The 19,841-nt window shown below is 37.8% G+C and carries 18 protein-coding genes, 1 pseudogene and 1 riboswitch; of the genes and pseudogenes, 16 read left to right on the top strand and 3 right to left on the bottom strand.

Translation table 11 applies throughout. The features are described 5' to 3' along the window. The first annotated feature begins 337 nt into the window (after positions 1-337). Positions 338-1,585: an adenosylhomocysteinase gene (locus AC1FXP_RS03155; protein WP_480058681.1), complete on the top strand. Its 1,248-nt coding sequence runs from the start codon at positions 338-340 to the stop codon at positions 1,583-1,585. A gap of 319 nt (positions 1,586-1,904) precedes the next feature. Here AC1FXP_RS03155 and AC1FXP_RS03150 read toward each other — a convergent pair. After that, positions 1,905-2,342, bottom strand: a pseudogene (locus AC1FXP_RS03150) (ArsB/NhaD family transporter); the annotation flags it as partial. Continuing rightward, positions 2,329-2,475 carry a hypothetical protein gene (locus AC1FXP_RS03145; RefSeq protein WP_480058679.1) on the bottom strand — a complete coding sequence of 49 codons (147 nt, stop codon included), beginning with the start codon at positions 2,473-2,475 and terminating at the stop codon, positions 2,329-2,331. The pseudogene AC1FXP_RS03150 and the gene AC1FXP_RS03145, both read right to left, overlap by 14 nt. A 374-nt stretch (positions 2,476-2,849) precedes the next feature. Between AC1FXP_RS03145 and AC1FXP_RS03140 the strand changes: the two genes are divergently transcribed. From AC1FXP_RS03140 to desB, 13 genes are all read left to right on the top strand, one after another. After that, positions 2,850-3,278: a MarR family winged helix-turn-helix transcriptional regulator gene (locus AC1FXP_RS03140; protein ID WP_480058677.1), complete on the top strand. Its 429-nt coding sequence runs from the start codon at positions 2,850-2,852 to the stop codon at positions 3,276-3,278. A 17-nt stretch (positions 3,279-3,295) separates the two neighbouring features. Next, positions 3,296-4,696 (top strand): MATE family efflux transporter, encoded by a 1,401-nt coding sequence (locus tag AC1FXP_RS03135; RefSeq protein ID WP_480058675.1) that lies wholly within the window; start codon positions 3,296-3,298, stop codon positions 4,694-4,696. A 150-nt stretch (positions 4,697-4,846) separates the two neighbouring features. Then, on the top strand, positions 4,847-5,965 hold the full coding sequence (locus AC1FXP_RS03130; protein ID WP_480058673.1) for a DEAD/DEAH box helicase: 1,119 nt from the start codon (positions 4,847-4,849) through the stop codon (positions 5,963-5,965). Between the two features lie 113 nt (positions 5,966-6,078). Continuing rightward, positions 6,079-6,179, top strand: a riboswitch (purine riboswitch). Between the two features lie 96 nt (positions 6,180-6,275). Continuing rightward, on the top strand, positions 6,276-7,613 hold the full coding sequence (locus AC1FXP_RS03125) for a 5'-deoxyadenosine deaminase (protein ID WP_480058671.1): 1,338 nt from the start codon (positions 6,276-6,278) through the stop codon (positions 7,611-7,613). A gap of 32 nt (positions 7,614-7,645) precedes the next feature. Further along, positions 7,646-8,041: a gamma-glutamylcyclotransferase family protein gene (locus AC1FXP_RS03120; RefSeq protein WP_480058669.1), complete on the top strand. Its 396-nt coding sequence runs from the start codon at positions 7,646-7,648 to the stop codon at positions 8,039-8,041. A 184-nt stretch (positions 8,042-8,225) separates the two neighbouring features. Further along, positions 8,226-9,725 carry a spore germination protein gene (locus AC1FXP_RS03115; protein ID WP_480058667.1) on the top strand — a complete coding sequence of 500 codons (1,500 nt, stop codon included), beginning with the start codon at positions 8,226-8,228 and terminating at the stop codon, positions 9,723-9,725. Positions 9,726-9,732: 7 nt separating this feature from the next. Further along, positions 9,733-10,845 (top strand): GerAB/ArcD/ProY family transporter, encoded by a 1,113-nt coding sequence (locus AC1FXP_RS03110; protein WP_480058665.1) that lies wholly within the window; start codon positions 9,733-9,735, stop codon positions 10,843-10,845. After that, complete coding sequence (locus AC1FXP_RS03105; RefSeq protein WP_480058663.1) at positions 10,842-11,954, top strand: Ger(x)C family spore germination protein; 1,113 nt, start codon at positions 10,842-10,844, stop codon at positions 11,952-11,954. The genes AC1FXP_RS03110 and AC1FXP_RS03105 overlap by 4 nt, the downstream gene beginning before the upstream one ends. Positions 11,955-12,083: 129 nt before the next feature. After that, entirely contained in the window at positions 12,084-12,320 is a 237-nt protein-coding gene (locus AC1FXP_RS03100) for a hypothetical protein (protein WP_480058661.1), read from the top strand. Between the two features lie 9 nt (positions 12,321-12,329). Beyond that, complete coding sequence (locus AC1FXP_RS03095; protein WP_480058659.1) at positions 12,330-13,454, top strand: GerAB/ArcD/ProY family transporter; 1,125 nt, start codon at positions 12,330-12,332, stop codon at positions 13,452-13,454. Continuing rightward, positions 13,451-15,052, top strand: coding sequence for a spore germination protein (locus tag AC1FXP_RS03090; protein ID WP_480058657.1), 1,602 nt, complete (start codon positions 13,451-13,453; stop codon positions 15,050-15,052). Before AC1FXP_RS03095 ends, AC1FXP_RS03090 begins: the two co-directional genes overlap by 4 nt. Further along, positions 15,049-16,239: a Ger(x)C family spore germination protein gene (locus AC1FXP_RS03085; RefSeq protein WP_480058655.1), complete on the top strand. Its 1,191-nt coding sequence runs from the start codon at positions 15,049-15,051 to the stop codon at positions 16,237-16,239. The genes AC1FXP_RS03090 and AC1FXP_RS03085 overlap by 4 nt, the downstream gene beginning before the upstream one ends. 64 nt (positions 16,240-16,303) lie before the next feature. Next, the gene (desB, locus tag AC1FXP_RS03080; protein WP_480058653.1) at positions 16,304-17,401 is read left to right on the top strand and encodes a Delta(10) desaturase DesB; all 1,098 of its coding nucleotides are present in this window, start codon (positions 16,304-16,306) and stop codon (positions 17,399-17,401) included. Positions 17,402-17,530: 129 nt separating this feature from the next. Here the strand turns inward: desB and AC1FXP_RS03075 are convergent, their stop codons facing one another. Next, positions 17,531-18,250: a 3-ketoacyl-ACP reductase gene (locus AC1FXP_RS03075; RefSeq protein WP_480058651.1), complete on the bottom strand. Its 720-nt coding sequence runs from the start codon at positions 18,248-18,250 to the stop codon at positions 17,531-17,533. Between the two features lie 182 nt (positions 18,251-18,432). On the opposite strand from AC1FXP_RS03075, the gene AC1FXP_RS03070 reads away from it, so the two are divergent. Together AC1FXP_RS03070 and rbsK are read left to right on the top strand one after the other, a co-directional pair. Next, entirely contained in the window at positions 18,433-18,927 is a 495-nt protein-coding gene (locus tag AC1FXP_RS03070) for a GNAT family N-acetyltransferase (protein WP_480058650.1), read from the top strand. A 22-nt stretch (positions 18,928-18,949) separates the two neighbouring features. Next, complete coding sequence (gene rbsK, locus AC1FXP_RS03065; protein WP_480058648.1) at positions 18,950-19,825, top strand: ribokinase; 876 nt, start codon at positions 18,950-18,952, stop codon at positions 19,823-19,825. Positions 19,826-19,841 lie beyond the last annotated feature (16 nt).

Genomic DNA, 19,841 nt, shown 5'->3' with positions numbered 1-19,841 from the left:
GAATGGTCATGTCTTATTTTATACTTTGTTCGGGTGTGTTTTTTATAAACTTTTGACACCTTCAAGACAAGAAACTCAAGTAGAAACTAAGTTGTATAAACAGAAAATGTTGAGTTTGTATAAAAATGAGGTAAATTCCAAAGGATAACATATTAGTGATTTTTACAATCGTTATATTTGCATTAACGATTTTATTTATTATGTGGCGACCTCATGTGCAATTCTATTAAATCGTAAGGATCACCCCGGTAATTTGGAGAAATACTATCGTTCTGACCCTTTTATTAATGCTCTCATATACTGTTAATAACTTGAAGTCGGGAGGTTGTATAAAGGGATGGAAAAAGTTGATTCTATGATTCGAGATAGTAAATTAGCAGTGAAAGGAAAACGTAAAATAGATTGGGTTAAAGGACGCATGCCGTTACTCAACACCATTGAGCAGCAGTTTGAGAAAGAATTACCTTTTAATGGTATGAAGGTGTCCATTTGCTTACATCTGGAAGCGAAAACGGGATATCTAGCCCAAGTGATCCAAGCAGGTGGAGCAAAAGTTGCTGTTTGTGGGAGTAACCCACTTTCAACTCAAGATGATGTTGTGGCAGCGCTTGTTGAAAGTGGGATTACGGCTTATGCTTGGCATGGTGCATCGGACGATGAGTACGTTATGTTTCTTAACAAGGTTTTAGATTTCAAGCCAGATTTAATCATTGATGATGGTGCTGATTTGATCAATCTTTTGCATACACAAAGAGTAGCTCAGTCAGAAGACATCATTGGTTGTTGTGAAGAAACGACTACTGGTATTATTCGTATTAAGGCACTTGAGAAAAAAGGTATGCTGAAATTCCCAGTGATGGCTGTAAATGATGCATATTGTAAATACCTTTTTGATAATCGCTATGGAACTGGTCAATCTGTATGGGATGGGATCAATAGAACAACAAACCTTGTAGCAGCAGGAAAAAGTGTTGTTGTTATTGGATATGGCTGGTGTGGGAAAGGCGTAGCTTTACGATCAAAAGGTTTAGGAGCAAAGGTAATTGTTGCAGAAGTTGACCCGATTAAGGCGCTAGAAGCACATATGGACGGCTTTGATGTTATGTCAATGAAAGAAGCGGCTATGTTAGGAGATGTATTTATAACGGTAACAGGAAGTCGAGATGTCATAAGGGGTGATCATTTCGATAAGATGAAAAGTGGTGCTATTATATGTAATGCAGGTCATTTTGATATCGAAATTAATAAAAAAGATTTGGCCAACCGAGCAAAAAAAGTAACGGAAGTACGTAAAAATATAGATGAGTATCTAATGAAGGATGGACGTAAACTTTATTTACTTGCCGAAGGGAGATTGGTCAATTTGGCCGCAGGAGACGGCCATCCGACAGAAGTTATGGACCTTACATTCGCACTCCAGGCTTTATCATTAAAGTATGTGTTGGAAAATAGAAAGAAACTTAAACCTGCAGCACATTCAGTTCCGGCGGAATTAGACCGCTATGTCGCCTCCCTATGCTTAAAGGCTCTCGGGATAAAAATTGATCAACTCACGAAAGAACAATCAGATTACTTTTTGGAATGATTACTGAAAAAAATGAAAGCTCAATCCATTTGTGGATTGAGCTTTCATTTTACAGTAGTTTTCTTATAAGTTCATCTTGTTTTATTTTCTGCGGGAGATCTCCACAAGTGTTTTCAGAAGATTCTAAGGTCCAACCGGCTATTTTTGTTCCACAAAAAACGGCTTTATTTAAAGGTAAACCCTGAATTAAACCCATTATAGAAAAATTTTTTCTAAAATAAGATCTGCTTCGAAATTGTTACATATAAAGCAATCTGTAGAGGAGAGGAAGGGGAACGATAGGATAGGGACAACAGGGAAAGGGATTGGTCCGTCTTAGGATTTTTTGATGATGTTTTAATCCAAGTTTTGCTAGTAAGTATAGAAGAATCGGTGTTGTAATTAATATACTGCCATCATTATTTAAAAAAAGAGTCATAAGAAAACAAAGCAGATTGACATACCAGAAAAGGCGCAACCCTGAACCACGAGCTTTTATTGCTAATCGATGTGCTACCCAAGTAAAAAAACCAAAGCTCTCAAGCACAAGGGACATGACTATTGTTGCTAAAATGGTAATTGCAGCACCACTTATTGTAGAAGTGATGACAATAAGGTCACTAAAGGTAACACTGCCAATTAAAAGAATACCTATTGCTCCTATCGTAGAGGGGATAGCTTCATTTATTCCTTTTGGACGCCACAGGATAAAAATAAGAGTGATGAGGAAGATGAAATGTAGCAATAGACAGACCAACCATAAGCTACCGCCTAACATTCGGTTCATTTTTATTTATTTTATTTTCATTTCCATTTCCAAAATGGTCATGTTTATGTTGCTTTTTAGGTGGTTTTAGTAAGAAATAAATACCTATTCCAGAAAAGATTGTTGCTATTAATTCGATAAACATACTATCCCCCAAGAAATTTTCAAGTGGCTGCTGAGTTATTCTATGAATGAAGGAAAGGTTAGGTGCAAGTCTAAGTTAGGTTACTTCGTGGGAATCAATAAGAAGGGATTTAGAAGATGAAATAATCATAATGGAGTCAAAGAAAGTAGAGGATTTCAAAAATCTGCATATTGTTAATTCTTTTCAAGGGGTTGTCCCAATAGGATAAACCCGAAGCCATGTCGATACATCTTCGGTTTTACTTGCTTTTCCCCATGTAACTAGATGTGTATTCAGCAAAAATATGAAACTATTTAGTTGTTCGAAATAAATGGTTGAATGTTGAGTGAAAAGGGTGTAAAATTTTATTAGAATAGTTAGGGGGCTAAGTAATTATGGATAGAAATTTAGAAGATCGAATTGGATATCAAATTGGCGTTGTGGCCCACCTTATGCAAAATCAATTTAATCAAAAATTAGCGGAATACGGGGTAACTCATGCCCAGTTTAAGGTGCTTTATCAATTATCAGAGCATAATGAACTTTTACAGTCTTCTTTACAAAATCGTCTATATATTAAAGCTTCTACAATGAATGGAATCATTGATTCTATGTTGAAAAATGGCCTGATAAATAAGAAAGAAAGTGAACAAGATAGGCGGTCGAAAATTATTAGTTTAACGGAAAAAGGAAAAGAACTCGAAGAAAAACTATGGAATGAAATGGGCCAAATGGATGAAAAGCTTATGAATAATTTTTCTGATGAGGAAAAACAGTTGTTTTTCTCTTTTTTACGTAGAGTGGCATATTTTTATCAAAACTAGAAAGTTGGTCATTACGAATGAAACAAAAAATGCAAAGTGAGCGCCTAGGAACCGAACCGATTCCGAAGTTGTTGAAAAACTTGTCCATCCCAGCTATGATTGGGATGTTTGTTATGGCGTTATACAATGTTGTTGATACGATTTTTATTTCTTATGGAGTAGGAATTGATGCCGTTGCAGGGGTAACCATTGCTTTTCCGATCATGATGATTATGATGGCAGTCTCAGCTGCTATGGGGATTGGGGGAGCTTCTGTCATCTCTAGAAGGTTAGGGGAGAGACGAGAAGACGAGGCGAATCATGTATTTGGGAATATTATTTCTGTCATTCTCATTATTAGTGTGTTAGGAATGATTGGTGCTTTTACGATACTAGAACCGACTTTGCGGTTATTTGGAGCAACTCCTGACATATTAGGCTATTCATTTGATTACATGTTTCCCATTTTGTTAGGAACTTTTTTCTTTTCTTTTGCATTTGCAACGAATAATATTGTCAGGTCAGAAGGCAATGCCCAATTTGCAATGATGACGATGATCATTCCAGCTGTCATTAATATTATATTGGATCCTATTTTTATTTTTGGATTTAACATGGGTGTACAAGGGGCTGCGATTGCGACAGTTATCTCTCAAGCTTCTGTGTCAATTGTTATTTTACGATATTTCTTAACTGGGAAAAGCTCATTACAGCTTCGGATGGTTGATTTAAAAATTAAGTTTTCTACTGTGAAAGAAGTAGTTGCAGTAGGATTACCTGCATTCGCGCAACAGGCAACTGGCAGTGTAATGATGATTGCGATTAATACGATGCTCATTCGTTTTGGAGGTGATCTCCATGTTGGGGTATTTGGGATTATTCAACGAATCATTATGTTTACAGTCATGCCAATGCTTGGTGTGATGCAAGGAATGCAGCCGATTGTCGGGTATAATTACGGAGCTCGGAACTTTGATCGTTTACGTGAAACAGTGATAATAAGTTTAAAAGTTACATTCTATATTTCTGTTTTCATTTTTATTTTAATTATGACTGTACCGCATTGGTTGATGAGGATATTCACGTCTGATCCAGTTGTCATTGCTGCTGGTGTGGAGTATTTACGAATTATGTTTGCAGCCTTTTTCTTAATCACCATTCAAGTAATTAGTAGTGGGTTATATCAAGCATTGGGTAAGCCAAAGCAAGCCTTAATCTTATCATTATCAAGACAATTGATTTTCTTAATCCCGCTCGTGCTAATTTTGCCACACTTCATTGGTGTGTATGGTGTCTTTTTAGCCTTTCCTATTTCAGATTTCTTTGCTTGCTTACTTGGAGCCTTATTGATGTATCGTGATCGTGATATCTTTTTTGGAAAAGGGAGAGGAAGAGACAAGGCAGAGAAAGACCCTGTTCCTGTGTCATCAGGTACGTAACTAGGCATGTATGAAGAGTATTGTTGAAAAAAATAGATATAAAAGTGAGTAACTCGACATGTGAGCTACTCTCTTTTTTTTAGTGGTACAATGATGTATGCTTACGTAAAAATAAAGCTCAATCTGTAATGTAAGAAAGTAGGGAAATAAATGAAGGATTTTCAAGCATTAGGTGTAAGTCAAGAGTTACATGCAAAGTTGAAAGAGTATGGCATTATAAGTCCAACTCCGATCCAAGAAAAAGCAATCCCCTTTGTTCGTACCGGAGGAGATCTCATCGCTCAAGCACAGACAGGAACAGGTAAAACATTAGCTTTTCTTCTCCCAATCATTGAGAGCATTGATCCAACCAAGTCAAATGTTCAAGCGTTAATTGTCGCACCAACAAGAGAACTTGCCCTGCAGATTACAAATGAAGCAAAAAAGATGGTAGAGCACTTACCTACTATTGATGTGTTAGCCGTATATGGAGGTCAAGATGTTTTGCAGCAGCTTCATAAATTAAAAGGAGCGATTCAGATTATTATTGCAACACCTGGTAGGCTCCTTGATCATATTAGGCGGGAAACAATTGATCTAAGCGAAGTATCGGTCCTTGTGTTAGATGAAGCAGACCAAATGCTACATATGGGCTTCTTACAGGAAGTAAAGGAAGTAATTCGACATACTCCTACCGTTAGGCAAACGTTGTTATTCTCAGCTACGATGCCTGAGGAAATCCGTGAGCTAGCAAATGAATATATGAAGCACCCTGAAAATATATATGTTGAACAAAAAAATGTGACGATTGACCGAATTAAACAAATTGTTGTTGAAACAACCGATCGAGCTAAGCAAGATACACTGAGAACGGTTATGAAACAAGAACAACCGTTTCTAGCGATTATTTTCTGCCGTACAAAACGAAGAGCAAGCAAGTTAAATGCAGCCCTATTAGCGAATCGATATCTCGTCGATGAATTACATGGTGATTTGTCTCAAGCAAAACGTGAAAAAGTGATGAAAGCATTTCGAGAATGCCAAATTCAATATTTAGTCGCTACGGATGTCGCGGCCCGTGGATTAGATGTGGAAGGGGTGACTCACGTCTTTAATTACGACATTCCACACGATGTCGAAAGCTATATTCACCGTATAGGGAGGACGGGCCGGGCTGGAGAGGAAGGACGAGCTTTTACATTTGTTGCACCGAAAGATCGCCGTCATTTAGAGTTAATTGAAAATGGAATTGGAAAGAGGTTAGAACGAAAAAGAATTGATCGTACTTAAAAGAAGTCTTAAAAACATATAGGTTTACAATAATTATGAAAAAACCACGGGAGATTTTCTGACCTGTATATAGAATACGTTTATTTTTTTTCGTATAGTAGCAGTGTAGTCAACTAAATAACTGCTTCTATTTTCGTATAACCTTGAGTAATATGGACCAAGGGTATCTACTTGGAACCGTAAATTCCTAGCTACGAAAAATGTGTATGATTGCTGCTTGAAAAGGTGAAAAGGGAACCATTTTCAGTGGCATTATTGCACATTTTTTGTGGCTTTTTTGTGCGGCTAAATTAATTTGGGGGTGGTTTCCTTGAGTAAAATATTACTTAAACAAGCTGAAATCGTAACAATGAACGAAAGTGAAGATATCTTTGTTGGAGATATTTTAATTGAACATGATCGAATAAAAGAAATAGGAGTTAATTTAGATTCGGCAACTGTAGATAAAGTGATTGATGCTTCTAATAAGACAGTCATTCCAGGGTTTGTACAGACACATATTCATTTGTGTCAAACCGTGTTCCGTGGAAGGGCGGATGATCTAGAATTGTTAGATTGGTTAAAAAAACGGATTTGGCCATTAGAGGCAGCACATGATGAAGAATCCGTATACTACTCAGCTTTGTTAGGTATCGGTGAATTGATCCAAAGTGGGACGACATCTATTGTTGATATGGAGACAGTGCATCATACGGATTCAGCTTTTCAAGCCATTGCTTCAAGTGGAATACGGGCATTATCAGGAAAAGTCATGATGGATAAAGGAGACGAAGTGCCAAAAATATTGCAAGAAAATACAAAACAATCGATTCAAGAAAGTGTTGATTTGTTAGAAAAATGGCATAACTATGATGATGGTCGAATAAAATATGCCTTTTCGCCCAGGTTCGTTGTATCTTGCACGGAACCTCTCTTAAAAGAGGTTGCAAAACTTTCAGCTAATTATGGGGTCAATGTCCATACTCATGCTTCGGAAAATCGCGGTGAAGTCAAAATTGTTGAACATGAAACGGGAATGAGAAATATTAAGTATTTGGATCATGTCGGCTTAGCTAATGATCGTCTTATTTTGGCTCATTGCGTCTGGTTAAGTGAGAATGAAAAACGAATTATAAAAGAAAAAGGAATTCATGTAAGCCATTGTCCAGGTTCTAATCTAAAACTAGCTTCAGGGGTTGCTGAGATTCCTAGTTTATTAAATGAACAAGTTTCTGTAAGTCTTGGTGCGGATGGGGCACCATGCAATAATAATCTTGACATGTTTAATGAAATGCGTTTGGCTGCCCTTATTCAAAAACCACTTCATGGACCTACTGCGATGGATGCCAAGACAGTTTTAAAAATGGCGACAATTGGTGGAGCAAAAGCAATTGGTTTGGAAAGTGAAATTGGAAGTATTGAAGTCGGTAAGAAAGCAGATTTAGTCATGTTAGATTTACACAACTTCCATACGTTTCCGTCCTTTGATGTTGATCCGATTTCTCGTATTGTTTATTCAGCTACTAGAGCTGATGTTATTACATCAATTATCAATGGGAACATCGTTATGGAGAACCGTATAATGAAAACGTTGGATAAGGCTACGGTTTTAGCAGAAGCAAATCGATCGATCCAACGAATGACAAAAAGAATCGCATCGATTGTTTAGTTAGATGTTTAAGGTTAAAAGGAAGTGATCGTTTGAGTGAACAAACTTATTTGGTCTTTGTTTACGGAACATTAAGGAAAGGAGGGGCAAATGCTCATTATTTAAATGAAGCGAAAGCCATCTCTTTAAAGTCCTGGGCTTTAGGCGAGTTACATGATACAGGGTATGGCTATCCAGTCTTAAAAGAAAACCCGGATCGAAAAGTATCAGGTGAATTATATGAAGTTACAATGGATGAATTAGAACATCTGGATCAATTAGAGGACTATGTATCTGGCCGGAAATCAAATGAATATGATCGAGTGGTGAGGGTTATATATACAGAGGAAGGCGAGAGAGAAGCTTTCGTGTACATTGCAGGGAAGCAACTGTTAGATTGTTACAATTTAATTAGAGGAAACGATTGGATTTCTTATAAAAAACGTTAATGCTCTTTTTTCTGTTTTTTAGAGAATTAAAACTTTGATACCTATTTTGAAAGAAGTAGGTCTAATCACTATTAGTGATTAGACCTACTCTTTTACATTTTTCTGACGTTTTTTGATAGCACATAATTCGACAATGAACTGGGAACGTTTTACTTATGGACCAAATTATATGGAGGGGTGCTTAATGAGTCGGAAGAGAAAGGGTTTCAAGTTTAAACAATTATTTCCCCCTCAACTACATGATGATAATAAAGCAAATCCGAACATTAAAGAGCCTATAACAAAAGATGCGATCCAAAAAAGCTTAGCCGATGTTGATGATTTTGTTATGAAAGATATAAAAATTGGTGATAAAACCGTAACAATCGTTTACTTAAATACGATTGTCGAAACGACTATTATGGATGAATTAGTTTATAATCCGCTTAATCAGTCAACCTCCACTAAAGCAGATGAAATTTTTAAAAATTATAAGACATTGAAAGAGGACGAACTTCCAAAGCTGATTCATGACGTATGCAGTGGCTATACAGTTTTACTATTTGAAGATGAGATAATTGAGATAGATACATTTAGTGCACCAGACCGAGCGATTACGATACCAGAGAATGAAACGACGGTTATGGGTCCCCAAGATGCATTTGTTGAAAGTGTGGCTACAAATATTTCCTTAATCAAAAAAAGAATACGATCACCACAATTAAAATCTAAGTCGTTTTTATTAGGAACAGAAACGAAAAACGATGTGGTGATGTTATATATGGATAATATTGCAAATGATGAAAATGTTAATCGAGTACAAAGAAGACTTGAAAATATCGAGTTTCATGGATTTATTGGCATGCCAGTTTTGAAACAAATGTTAGAAGATAAGCCATTCTCCCCTTTTCCACAGTTTGGGATTACGGTGAGAAGTGATAACTCAGTTGATGCTTTATTAAATGGAAAAATTCTCGTAATGATGAATGGAAGTCCAGAAGCGGCCATTTTACCAGCAACGTTTTGGGAAATGTTTATTTCACCAGAGGATTATTATAACCGCTGGACAACGGCAAGTCTCCTGCGAACGTTGAGAATGGCAGGTTTTTTCATTTCTATTTTATTAACGTCTACTTATGTGTCTGTGCTAACCTTTCATCCTGAGATGATGCCACCCCAACTGTTGCGGCTGTTAGCCGAGTCAAGAGCACAAGTTCCCTTCCCACCTGTAGTAGAGGCTCTTATCATCGAACTCGTCATTGAAGTACTTCGTGAAGCTGGGGCAAGAATGCCGACGAAAATTGGTCAAACGATTGGTATCGTTGGAGGGATTGTTATCGGTACGGCTGCCGTTGAAGCTGGACTTGCAAGTAATATTCTAATTGTTTTAGTTGCTGTAACAGCGTTGTTGTCCTTTATAGCTCCGAGTTACTTAATGAGTAATGCAATTCGATTTATCCGTTATATCTACATTGTTTTTGCCGGGCTATTAGGAATGTTTGGACAAATGATTGTACTTGCATGGATGATCAACCATTTGTCAAATATGACTTCATTAGGAACGCCGTATATTACACCAGTGATTCCGAGAAAATGGTCAGACTTGCTCAATTCAGTTATCAGAGTCCCAGGTAACTTTATGGTGGAAAGAATGGGGGTTGCAAGAGCAAAAAAAGATTTAGTGCGACCATTAGACGAGGAGTAATCACAGAATGGATACAGGTAATTTTAAAAAATTAAATGCTTATCATGTCGTGTTTTTAGTTCAAAATACAATGATTGGAATCGGGCTTTTTTCCTTACCTCACGCGCTAAGTAGTGTCGGTTATAATCAATGGCTTGTCCCTATCTTATTAGGGGCTTTGACTAACCTAACTCTCATTCCTATTATCATGCTTTGTAAGAAATATCCTGACGATTCTCTCTTTAAAATAACAGAGAAATTACTTGGGAAGATCATAGGAAAAGCAGTAAATGTTACGCTTTTGTTATACGGAATTGTTGGTGCAGCAACCGTTGGCCAGGAATATGTTCGTCTCGTTCAATCGATCGTTCTGCCTACGTTCACGATTGTATCATTTACTATTAGCCTCTTTTTTGTTTTAACCTGTATCGTCTTAGGGGGAATTAAGTCTGTAGCTCGTTTTTGCATGTTTTCCTTCTTTTTGACCGGTTGGATGATCGTCTTTCTTCAGTGGCCATTACAAGCAGGAAATTGGCTTCACGTTGTTCCCACATTTGAAGTAAGTGGAATTGCTTGGCTAGAAGCTTTGTATGACGGGTCCGTTGCGATGTTTGGCTACGGATTGATCATGTTTTACTTCCCATATATAAAAAAACCAAAAAAAGCATTCCTTCATGCGTCTTTAGGTATTTGGATTGCTGTTACGTATTATTTTCTAGTTTCAATAGCCGCGGTTGCTTACTTTTCACCATGGCAAATAGATAATTTGCTTTACCCTGTGTTAAATCTATTTCAAGCAATCCAATTACCGTTTGTTGAACGGATTGAAAATTTCGGTACTACTCTGTGGGTGTTTCTCGTACTTTCCACAGCGGCTACGTATTTATGGGTTGCGAAAAAAGGGATGGATGCCCTGTTTAACAAACATAAAAACCGAACGTGGCATGTCTACGTTGTTGCTCTAGTAGCCATTTTCAGTATTATCGGACCCATCCCCATTCATATTCAAGAACTAATTTTTGATGATTGGAGTACCTATTTTGCTTATACATTAAACACATCGCCAATCTTGCTGCTTCTCATTCATAAAATAAAAAATAAGTTAAGGAAGGAGCCGAAAGAGAAAGGAGTGGCTTCATGAAGAAAGCAGCACTATTAATGATGGCTGTTCTATTGTTGCTATTTGGTTGTGCTGATCCTAATTTGGAGCATCCGGTAATTGAGGACTTAGGAATGGTTGGGGTAATGGGTTTTGATTATGTTGATCAAAATACTACCAAGCTTTCGCTTACGCTGCCACAACCTTCAAAAGATGCCCAAGAACAGGTACAGCAATTTACATCCACCGTTCAGCTGCCACATGAAGCGATGATGGATATATCAACCTTAACAGAAAAAACTCTTACTGCTGCACAATTGCGGGTTGTGTTATTTAGCGAAGAGTTTGCAAGAAAAAGAGGGTTAATGAAAGAGCTAGAAAATCTTTATCGTGATCCACAAGTAGGCTCAAATGTTTTTGTGGCCGTTGTGAAAGGAAATGTAGAGGATATTTTGACAGCAACGTATAAAGATAAACCTGAAATTAATAATTATATAAATGAATTATTAACACCAAGAACCATGACGGCCTTTAGTCCTTTTTCGACGATTCATAACTTTATAAATCGAAAAACAGATGAAGTGTCTGATCCTTCTGTTCCTTATTTAGAACGTGTGAATGGCGATTCGTTAAAAATTACGAAAGTTGCGATCTTCAAAGAAGACAAAATGGTCGATGCATTGGCACCTGAAGAGGCTAAGTTAGTAGAAGCCATGAAGGGGAAAAAAAACCTGCCTCCTTTATCAATCACGATTCCTACACCTGAGCGGACAGGAAAAGAACAATTTATTATGAAATTTACAACGTCAAGAGTAAATGTAAAAGTAAATGGAGATTTGCAAAAGCCAGAAATATTCGTTCATTTATACGCAAGTGGAAGTATTGTTGATTACGATGGAACTAGGTATTTGTCTGTTCGAGAGAACAGGGAGGAAGTAGAAGCAGAAGCGAGTAAACATCTTGAGCAAAAGGTGTTACGAGCTTTGGCATTTTTCCAAGAAAATGAAGTGGACCCGATTGGAATTGGGGATTATTTCCGATTAAACAATGCCAAAGGATGGTCTAAAGAGAGGTGGATAGAAGCATTTAGCCAAGCTGATGTAACAACCCATGTAGAATTGAGAATCGTATCAACTGGTACTCTAAAGTAAACTAGCACTTAGCTAAGGTGCTAGTTCTTTAGTGTTTGTTGGTGCATCAATGGAAAGTTTACATAAATTTTGCTGTACAGGAAACGATAAAAGAGTGAAGAACGACGGAAACTTGGGGTGAACGTAAGAGTGGTTACCTTAATCTTTTTTGTTATTTTAGTTTCAATGTTGCTAGTAATGTCGATGTTTGACGCGATTATTTACGGAAGGGCTTTTTTTGAAAGCATTATTCATATATATCCATTTGAATTAGGGACGAGACGAACGATTGTTACAGCGGCTGCTGTCGTAGGGCTACTGGTTGCTATATATGTTGACTACAAAGAAAAGAAAGATCAAAAGGGGCAACAATCTGTAAACAAGTGAGTGAGTGCTATGAAGGCAATTGGGAACGAAAAAATATCATTATGGCAATTATTTATCTTGATCACGATTTTTGCGATAGGAACAGCCGTAGTCGTAGGAGCAGGAGAAGAAGCTAGGCAGGATCTATGGATTGCTGAAATATTGGCAGCATCGATGGGGGTAATCATCGTATGGAGTTACTTTCAACTTATCTCATTTGCTGATCAGAAAAATTTATATGAAATGCTTTATTTTGCATTTGGCAAAATTCTCGGTACAACCATGTGCATCTTTTACGCACTTTATTTTTTTTATATTGCTTCAAGAAACATTCGCGACTTTGGGGAGTTAATGAAAATTACCATTTTGCCGATTACTCCTATGGAAGTCATCGTAATCGTTATGATGCTTCCTGTTATGTATACCGTCTATTTAGGTCTTGAAGTGCTTGCTCGTGTGACAGAGATTATTTCTCCTTATATTATCGGGATCTTAGTTGTTGTTGGACTTTTCCTTTTTTTTAGTGACGGGCTTGAATTAACTCATTTATTACCGATTTTAGGGGACGGGTTTGGACCAGTGTTTGAGGCTTTATTCCCTACATTGCTAACATTTCCTTACGGTGAAGTCATTGTTTTTACTGTTATCATGACAGCTACAACACGATTTTCACATGTAGGAAAAGTGGGGGCAGCAGCCGTGGCAGTTAGTGGATTGTTAATTACGTATGCCAATATTATTCAAGTTGCTGCCCTCGGAGTTGATTTAAAAACGAGGACGCTATTTCCGTTAATGACAGCAGCAAGAGAGATTATGTTAATGGAGTTCATTGAGCGTGTAGATATATTGGTCGTTTTTATTTTAATGTGCGGAGTTTTTATAAAAGTAAGTGTTTTCTTTTATGCGGGACTAAAAGGGTTAGAGTACGTTTTTTCAATTCCTTTTAAAAAATATATTATCCCTATAGGTACGTTGATTCCGTTTTTTGCTATATTGAACTCTGTTAACATTGTTGAACATTTTGAAGAAGGCTTGGTTATTGTTCCTTATTTGCTGCACCTTCCATTACAATTTGGAATACCAGTGCTGTTGTTTTGTATCATTTGGATGAAAAAAAGAAAGAATAAATCAGTTTCGGGAGGGATCGCATCTTGAAAAAAGTATTTAAACAGATCACGTCCTCCATGAAAGTCGATGATACTAATTATAAAACGACTCCTGAAGACCTAGTAGATGATCAAAATGGCTTAATTAGCATATCACCGTCAATAAAAAAAAATGAAGAAGAATTTAATCAAACGTTCGAGAAGAATTATGATTTTTATATGGAGAAAGTCTTTGTCGGTAAGCAGGAAGGATTAATATTATACTTAACAAGTATGGTTGATCTTCCGACTGTAGCTGAGACGATTCGGCTGGCACTTGCTAATGCATACAGGGGACAAAAACAGGTATCGACAGCTTCAGAACTCGAAAATTTTCAAAAAGAATTTTTTTCTAGTAACGATTCCGTTGTTATAGAATACAACCATGAAGTGAGCTGGTATGCTCTCTCAGGCTATACAGTTATTTTAATTGATGGCTTATCAAAAGGGATTGCGCTCAGCACGATTACGACAGAAAGTAGAGCCGTTGAACAGTCGAAAACACAAACGATTGTTCGTGGGCCGCAAGATAGTTTCACAGAAGTGAAAGCAACCAATGTTAGTTTAATTAGAAGAAGAATAAAAAATCCTCATCTGAAGGTTGAGCAATTCACTGTAGGAAAAGATACACAAACATCAGTTTGTATTGCCTATTTGGACAATGTTGCAAGCGAGGATATTGTGAGTCAGGTTAGGCAACGAGTAAAGGATATTAAAGGAAGTGCGATTTTTGATTCTGGTAATATTGAAGAATTTATTGCAGACCGTGTCATTACTCCGTTTCCAATGTTATATCATACCGACCGTCCTGATACAGTATCGTCAAACATCGTAGAAGGAAAAGTAGCTGTCATTGTCGATGGGACGCCGTACGTTCTTTTGGCACCGGTTGTTTTTACTGATTTTTTTCAAGTAAGTGAGGACTATTACCAAGGCTTTATGATGGCATCGATGCTGAGGTTGCTCAGGTATTTGGCGTTTATAATTGCATTGTTGTTACCATCTTTCTATATTGGTTTAACAACATATCATCCGCAATTAATTCCAACGGGCTTAATTATTAGTATTCAAGCGCAAAGGGAAGGGGTGCCTTTTCCTGCTGTTGTTGAATTGTTGTTAATGGAAGTCACTTTTGAAATTCTGCGAGAAGCTGGAGTTAGGATGCCTAGAGTTGTAGGTCAGACAGTTTCGATTGTCGGAGCTCTCGTTATAGGACAAGCTGCCGTTGAAGCAGGGATCGTCTCTCATTTTCTTGTCATTATTGTCGCTTTAACGGCCATGGCAGGGTTTGTCTCCCCTGTTTATTCATTTGCTAATTCGACTCGTTTGCTGCGATTTTCCCTAATCTTCATGACAGCAGCTCTCGGGTTATTTGGAACCATCATTGGCTTTTTAATGATTATTGCTCACCTGGCAAGCTTAAGGTCATTCGGTGTTCCTTATCTAGCACCAATGGGACCTTTTATCTTGGAAGATCAAAAAGATGTATTCATCCGTTTCCCTATTCAACTTATGAAGCGTAGGCCAAATTATTTGCATCCGAAAGCAGATGTGAAAGAACCGAATCCTAATCCGTTACCTTCTAAGCAAAAGGAGGAGAGTTCATGAGAGGGAAAGGGATCTTACTTGTCCTTTCTGTAATTGTTATTCTAACTGGCTGCTGGGATCGTAAAGAATTAGACCAATTATCCTTAGTTACAGGACTAGCTTTAGAGATAAGTGATGATGAGGCGTTTAGCCTAACGATTGAAGCGATCAATGCGAGCGAGCTAAATGAACAAACGGCCGAAGGAATGACTCCGACAATTACGTATGAGCTTAAAGGACTAACAATGGCTGAATTGCTTAATAAAATGAATATGGGAATTACGAGAGAATTGAATTTTTCACATACGAGGACGTTAATTGTCGATGAGAAGGTTGCAAGAGAAGGAATATCAAGATTTTTACAGTTTTTAGAGAAAAGCGGACAATTTCGTAATGATTTTCAGATTATTGTCGCAAGAGGAGTGAGGGCTAAGGACATCATTACAACGACCTATCCAATTCAGAAAGTCCCTTCATTAAAAATGTACGAGCAATTTCGTACGATTAAAGATAATTGGGGAGGGTACCCAGAATCAGCTCTTACCGATTTTGTGTTTGCCTTGACATCACCGGGGAGACATCCTGTGGCTGCTGCGGTTACGATTAGGGGGGATCCTAGTGAAGGTCGTAATGTTGATGATAACAGAGAGCTAGATTTAGATGCGGTAATTGAATATGACGGTATGGCGATGTTTCATAAAGATCGCTTAGTCGGATTCTTATCTGTAGAGGAAACACGAAACTATATGTGGACTCAAGATATTGATCAAACAACGGCGACCGCTGATTGCGGAAAGGATGGATATTTTGCATTACAGATTTATAATTCTCATACAAAAGTGAGTGCTAATTATGAGGATGGGGCTCCCGCTTTAACTGTAAGAATTATCGTTGAGGGAGATATTCACGATAATCAATGCCCAGATGCTTTAGATGAAATAGAGACTTACGAAAAATATCAAAATATAATGGAAGAGCACTTAGAAAAAAAACTATCCACAACAATTACAAACGTGCAAGAAAAGTATGGAGTTGATGTATTTGGATTTGGGGAACACTTAAGCAAGCAACAATATAAAATATTTAAAGAACATAAGGATGACTGGGATGAGGAATTCAAAAAAGCTAAAATTAGTGTTGATGCTACGGTCTATATAAGAAGGGATGGAATGAGAACAAAGAGTTTTATTGAACAAGTGGATGAATAAGGGTAATATTAGAAGAGTGAAGAAATCAAACTGTAAAAGGTGTATTTGGAAGGGTGTTTTTTATTTGCAAGATTTACATTCATTTGGCTGGTATGCAGCAAAACTAAAACCTCACCTGCCGAAAAAAGCGTTTCAACCAGTTCCTACGAGGTTATGGGGTGGACTAGCTTATTTAGTCATTACGGTAGTGGGATTACTTACAATTGGGCTGTTAGACGTGTTTCCGCTGTTTTATGTACCTATCTCGATTGTTCTTGGAGCAAGCTTTGCTGCTTTAGGGTTTTTAGGTCATGAAATTTTACATGGTACGGTAGTTAGAAAACCATGGCTAAGAGATTTCTTAGGGGCTGTTGCTTTTTGGCCGTTAAGTACGGGGCCAAAGCTGTGGAGAAAATGGCATAACTTAACACATCATGTTCATACACAGCATGAGGAGCATGATCCGGATTCCTGGCCGACGCTAGAGAAAATCATGAAAAGTCGTTTCTTGCGCTGGGTATATAAACTGCCATTACCTGTTCGCGCTTTCTTTAGCTTTTGTTCGTTGTCGTTACAGTTCACAGTACACTCTGTAAATATGTTTGTGATCTATTTAAAGGAATTTAATCCTAAGAAGCGACCTGCAGTAATGTTCGAAGCAATCGTACCTTGGATGACATGGATTGGTTTGCTCATTTGGGTTGGACCAGTTAAATGGATCTTTATGTTTTTGATTCCATTGTTGATTGCCAACCTTATCGTGATGGCCTATATATCAACGAATCATCGCTTAAACCCAACGACAGAAGTAAATGATCCATTAGCTAATAGTTTAACGGTTACGGTTCCAAAATGGGTTGATGTTCTACATTTTAATTTTTCTTATCATACAGAGCATCATTTATTTCCAGGGGTGAGTTCTAAATATTATCCTGAAGTAAAAAAATTAATTACAGAACATTGGCCAGAGCGTTACCATGAAATGCGTTTTGATAAGGCTTTAATCGCGTTATGGAAAACTCCAAGACCTTATCAAGATCGTGTTCTCATTGATCCAAGTAGTGGAGAAGTATTCGGGGCTTTAGGTGAAGGATTAGACACCACAAACATTAAAAACGTGACAAAAAAGGCAAGGGAATCTGATCTTGTTTCTGCCTTATCTAATTCTAAAAATCAAAAATAATTGGTTACTACCAGAGAAGGACGCTGCGTCTTTCTCTTTTTTTTATAAGTGCATAGACAGAAGCTCAGTTAATATATTAAGAAGTGACCATTAAAGGAAAAATGCTACTTTAATGGTCACTTGATCGTTCTACGGATTTGTTGACCATAGGCCAGCAGATTTAATAAAGATTCGTGGATGGAGCTTTAGCTGGGCGACCATATATTCAGCAAGGTCTTCAGGCTGCATCACTTTTTCTGGGTTGCCATCTGTTAGGTTTTCTCTAAACGCAAGTTCGGTTGCAACTGTACTTGGTGTTAGTGCGGTTACACGAATATTATGTTTGCGAACTTCAAGGGCTAGCGATTCAGTAAGTCCGAGTAACCCAAATTTTGAGGCGCTATAAGCACTTGTGACCGGAGCACCTTTTTGTCCTGCTGTTGACGAGATATTAATAATATCTCCGCCAGTTTTTTCTATTAATTGCGGAAGTACGGTACGAGTCACATAATAGACTCCAAGTAAGTTAATGTCGATCATGCTCTTCCACTCTTCTGGAGTAAGTTCTAGAAATGATCCAAATTTACCCGTGCCTGCATTATTAATCAAAATATCAGCGAGTCCGAGCTTACTTGTTACATGGTCGATCGCTTGTTCAACTTGCTCTAATGATGAGACATCGACCGTAGCATAAGCTGCCTTTACGCCCATTGCTTCTATTTCATTTGCTACTTCAACAAGGTCAGACTCGGTTCGTGCAAGCAACCCAACTTGGACACCTTCTTTTGCTAAAGCAATGGCTGTTGCTCGACCAATCCCTTTTCCTGCTCCTGTAACGATGGCAACTTTTCCTTGAAGTGACTGTGCCATGACAACATCTCCTTTTCTTATGTAGAATAGAATTGTATTTTACAACTTGAGCATAATAGAGTCAAAAAAAATGCCTGCTTAACAATTTAGAGGAAACTGACAAGGTGAAAGTCGCCCGTTGAGAGTGAAGTTGGTGTTGGAAGTGCCTTTACTTTTTCGGTTCCCATCAAAGGAGAAGAAACATGAATAAAATAGAATTTGTTCCTTACGTAGAAGACATGGAGGAAATACTCAAGTACTACCAGCTTAAAGATGGTCAAGAGATGTTCGTCTTACATCCAAAGGAAGCCATTGATATTTGTAAATATGACCAAGAGAGACATCCATTTGTTTTGCAAGCTCGAGTTAAGATTGTTGGTTTCTTGGTTCTACACTGGGGAAAAGAAGTCCGTACCTTCAGTGAAGATGAACATACAGTGTTAGTTAGAGCGTTCTCGATTGATGCGAGAGAACAAGGAAAAGGGTATGCGAAAAAAGCTATGTCACAATTGCCGTCCTTTGTTGCTAAACACTTTCCTAAGACGACTGAAATCGTCTTAGCTGTGAATCAAAGAAATGTACGCGCACGGTCACTGTATGAAAGTATCAATTTTAAGTATACTGGAAGAAATATTGAAGGAAGAAGTGGTTTGCAAGACGTGATGCATTTTCCGCTGACTAAAATGAAAAATAAGTAAAATAAAAAAGGAGTTTAAAAAAGTGAGTAAGAAAAAAATTACCGTTATAGGTAGTATTAATATGGATTTAGTGACGATAACCAACATTCGCCCACAAGTCGGTGAAACGGTACTAGGTGAATCCTTTTCTACGGTTCCGGGTGGAAAAGGTGCGAATCAAGCCGTTGCAGCAGCGCGACTCGGTGCGGATGTAACTTTAATTGGCTGTGCTGGCTCTGATGCGTTTGGACAGGAATTAAGAAGTCGTCTTATGAATGAAGGAGTTTCTTTTCGTGAGGTGCAGAATGAGACAAAGAAACATACAGGGATAGCGGCTATTACGATAAGTGATCAGGACAATAGCATTATTGTCGTTCCTGGTGCAAACAAAGAAGTAACTCCTAATGGAATAGAGCCATTTATCGAAACAATTGCAGGTAGTGATATGATTTTGCTGCAATTAGAAATCCCAACACATACTGTTGAATATGTAATTAAAAAGGCAAGTCTTTATAAGGTTCCCATCATTTTAAACCCAGCTCCGTTTCATCCGTTCTCGATGGATACGTTGGAGAAAGTAACTTATATTACACCGAATGAGCATGAGGAGAAAATGTTACAGATCGTGAACATGAAAGAAAAGCTAGTAGTAACAAAAGGGAGTCAAGGCGTGTCTATTTGGGACAACGATGAATTTGTTGATATTGCCAGCTACAAAGTTGACGTCGTTGATACAACGGGTGCTGGAGATGCCTTTAACGGTGCCTTAGCTGTGGTATTAGCTGAAGGGGCCTCATTAAAGGATGCCTGTCGATTTGCAACGGCTGTAGGAGCCTTAGCTGTGACGAAGCTCGGAGCTCAGAGTGGAATGCCAACTAGAGAAGAAGTGGAAGCTTTTCTTGGATATCAAAAAAAATGATATGAAAGAAAAGCTT

The organism is Halalkalibacter sp. HAAS-P013 (assembly GCF_056619925.1).
This window is presented reverse-complemented; position numbering and strand designations above follow the sequence as displayed.